General features: G+C 70.6%; 2 protein-coding genes. Both read left to right on the forward strand.

Going from position 1 to position 3,529, the window contains the following annotated elements; translation table 11 throughout:
- Positions 1–209 precede the first annotated feature (209 nt).
- Positions 210–1,895 (forward strand): MFS transporter, encoded by a 1,686-nt coding sequence (locus ACFVIM_RS34010; protein WP_384309927.1) that lies wholly within the window; start codon positions 210–212, stop codon positions 1,893–1,895.
- 32 nt (positions 1,896–1,927) lie between these two features.
- Entirely contained in the window at positions 1,928–3,496 is a 1,569-nt protein-coding gene (locus ACFVIM_RS34015) for an aspartate aminotransferase family protein (RefSeq protein WP_384309930.1), read from the forward strand.
- Positions 3,497–3,529: the final 33 nt, after the last annotated feature.

Raw genomic sequence — 3,529 nt, forward strand, 5'->3', positions numbered from 1 at the left:
CCCCGGCCCCCACGCCGGGGGCCTGGGGGATCCCCGCCCACCCGCCGGTCCGCACCCGGCACGGCCGGCCCCTCCACCGGGCCCAGCACCATCCGGCGGAAGGGCACCGGCCCCACAAGCCCCCGGCCGCACCCGCCACGCAAACGGCCGAACGCACGACCACGGCGGGCACGACCGGTTTTTCACAGAAACACAGAGAAGGGACCCTCATGTCTTCGAACACCGCCCCAGCGGTGGCGCCGCGGGCCGGGCTGCGCGAGTGGCTCGGTCTGCTGGTGCTGCTGCTCCCCGTCACGCTGATGACGGCCGACCTCGGCGTGCTGTGGCTGGCCACGCCGTATCTGACGGCCGACCTCCAGCCGAGCAGCTCCCAGTTGCTCTGGACCACCGACATCTACGGCTTCATGACCTGCGGCTTCCTCGTGGTCATGGGCACCCTCGGCGACCGCTTGGGCAGGCGGAAGCTGCTGATGTACGGCTCGGTCGGCGTGATCGTGTCGTCGCTGCTCGCGGCGTACTCGACCAGCCCCGAGATGCTGATCGTCGCGCGAGCGCTGCTCGGTGTCGCCGGTGCGGCCGTGCTGCCGTCCACGCTCTCGCTGATCACCCACATGTTCGCGGACGCCAAGCAGCGCGCCACGGCCATCGCCATGTGGGTCACCGCCCTCTCCGTCGGCATCGCGATCGGCCCGATCATCGGCGGTGTGCTGCTGGACTCCTGGTGGTGGGGGTCCGTCTTCCTGATGGGCGTGCCCGTCATGCTGGTGCCGCTGGTGCTGGCGCTGGTGCTGCTGCCCGAGTACCGCGACCCGAACCCCGGGAAGCTGGACTTCATCAGCGTGGTGCTCTTCCTGATCGCGATCCTGCCGCTGGTCTACGGCGTCAAGAAGCTGGCCGAGTACGGCTGGTCGGTGGCCACGGTGGGCGCCTTCGTCCTCGGTGTGCTGCTGGCGGTGCTGTTCGTCAAGCGGCAGAACCGGCTGGAGACGCCGCTGCTGGACATGGGGCTCTTCCGCACCAAGGTCTTCACGGGCGCGCTGCTGGTGCTGCTCTTCGGCATGATGGCGCTGAACGGCGTCGAGTACCTGGTGCCGCAGTATCTGCTGGTGGTCGGCGAGCTGAGCCCGCTGGCCGCGGGTCTGTGGCTGCTGCCGGGCGCGGTGGGACTGATCCTGGGCTCGCAGATCACCCCGGCGCTGGCGCGGCGGTTCCGTCCGGCCACGGTCATCAGCGCCGGCCTGCTCATCACCCTGGTCGGATTTGTCATGTCCGGGATGGCGGGCGCGGACGACAGCGGTATCGTCCCGGCCTCCTTCGGACTCGCGATCATCATGTTCGGTGTGGCGCCGATCAGTGTGCTCGGCACCGCGCTGGCCGTGGGCAACGCGCCGCCGGAGAAGGCGGGCAACGCCGCCGCCACCGGTCAGACCGCCTATGACCTCGGTCTGGCGTTCGGCATCGCGATCACCGGCTCGCTCGCCGTCGCGGTCTACCGCTCCGAGGTCAAGGAGAGCGCTCCCGAGGGCATCCCGGCTTCGGCGAACGAGGCCGCGATGGACACGATCGGTGGCGCCACCAAGGCCGCCGAGTCGCTCCCCGACGGCCTGGGCGACCAGTTGGTCGTCGCCGCCCGTGAGGCGTTCACCAGCGGCTTCCATGTGACGGCGTGGTTCAGCGCGGCCATGGCGGTCCTCACCGCCATCATCGCGCTGACCCTGCTGCGCAAGGTCCCGGCGATCGGCTCCTCGCCCGCCGAGGCCCACGCGGCGGCGGAGACAGCGGCCCTGGACACAGCCACAGCCACAGCCACGGACGCAGCCCAGGACAGCGAGCGGAAGGACGCGGGCACCACCGGCCCGGCGGCCGACCGCGACACCACCGTCACCACCGCCTGAACCGCCTCCACCACTGCCTGAAGGGGTCGACGATGACCGAGACCAGAAACCCGGGTGACGATCCGCCCGGCTTCGCCGAGCCGTTCCTGCTGCGGACACTGGGCGGCGCGGGTCTGGACGTGGAGTACGTCCGGGGCGAGGGCAACACGCTCTACCGGCGTACCGAGGACGGCGGCGAGTCCCCCGTCCTCGACTTCGCCGGGGGCTACGGCTCCACCATGCTGGGCCACAGCAACCCGGAGATCGTGGCGTACGCCGTCGAGCTGCTCCAGGGCGGCACGCCGATCCACGCCCAGTTCTCCCGCCACCCGTACGCCAACGCGGTGGCGGCCGAGCTGAACCGGATCATCCAGCGCGAGCGGGGCGATGACGAGGAGTACTACGCGATCTTCGCCAACAGCGGCGCGGAGGCCGTCGAGGCCGCGATGAAACACGCGGAGCTGGACCGGGTGGTCCGGCTGTCGGCGCTGACCGACGAGATCGACGCCCATATCGACGAGGTCTCGGTCCGCGTCGCGGCCGGTACGGCGACCGTACCGGCGGAGGTGGCGGACTCCATCGAGGACCTGATCGCCGACGTACGCCACCGCAACGCCGAGCGGATCGCGCGCGGACCGCTCTTCCTCACCCCCGAGGGCGCCTTCCACGGCAAGCTCGCGGGCAGTGTGCAGCTGACCCACAACGAGGTCTACCGGGTGCCGTTCCGGGGGCTGGCCGCCCAGGCCAGGTTTGTCCCCAAGGACCGTCCCGGGGCGCTGCGCAAGATCGTCGAGGAGGAGCGGGCCGTCCTGCTCGACCTCGTGGTCGAGGGCGGCCAGGTGCAGGTGGCCGAGCGCGGCTACCCGCTCTTCGCGGCGTTCGTCCTGGAACCCATCCAGGGCGAGGGCGGTATCTACGAGCTGACACCGGAGTTCGTCCGCGAGATCCAGGAGGTCTGCCAGCAGACCGGGATCCCGGTCGTGGTGGACGAGATCCAGTGCGGCATGGGCCGCACCGGGAAGTTCCTCGCCGGGACCCATCTCGGGCTCAAGGGCGACTACTACACCCTGGCCAAGAGCCTGGGCGGCGGCATCGCCAAGGCCGCCGTGATGCTGGTGCGCAAGGCCCTGTACCACGGGCAGCAGTTCGAGCTGTCGCACAGCTCCACCTTCGCCAAGGACAGCTTCTCCACGGAGATCTCCCTGAAGGTGCTGGAGCTGATGGAGGCGGACGGCGGCGCGGTCTACCGCCGGGCCGCCGAGCGGGGTGAGCGGATGACCGCCATGCTCCGCTCGGTGCTGGCGGACTTCCCCGAGACGGTCAGGGAGGTCCGGGGCCGGGGGCTGATCCTCGGTCTGGAGTTCCAGGACCAGTCCGCGGCCGAGGCCGAGCCGCTGCGCCAGGCGGGCCTGAGCGGGATCTTCGGCTATCTGCTCTCGGGCTATCTGCTCAAGGAGCACGCGATCCGGACCTTCCCGACCGCGAGCGCCGTGTACACCCTGCGGTTCGAGCCCTCGGTCTATGTGACGAACGAGGAGATCGACCGCCTGGAGGCGGGACTGCGGGATGTGTGCGCGATCATCCGCGACACCGACGGCGGACGGCTCATCCCGGCCGCCTGACCTCCACCGGCCCGGTGCCGGACGGCCCTGACC

It is taken from the genome of Streptomyces sp. NPDC057638, from assembly GCF_042800315.1.
In the GTDB taxonomy this organism is placed as follows: domain Bacteria; phylum Actinomycetota; class Actinomycetes; order Streptomycetales; family Streptomycetaceae; genus Streptomyces.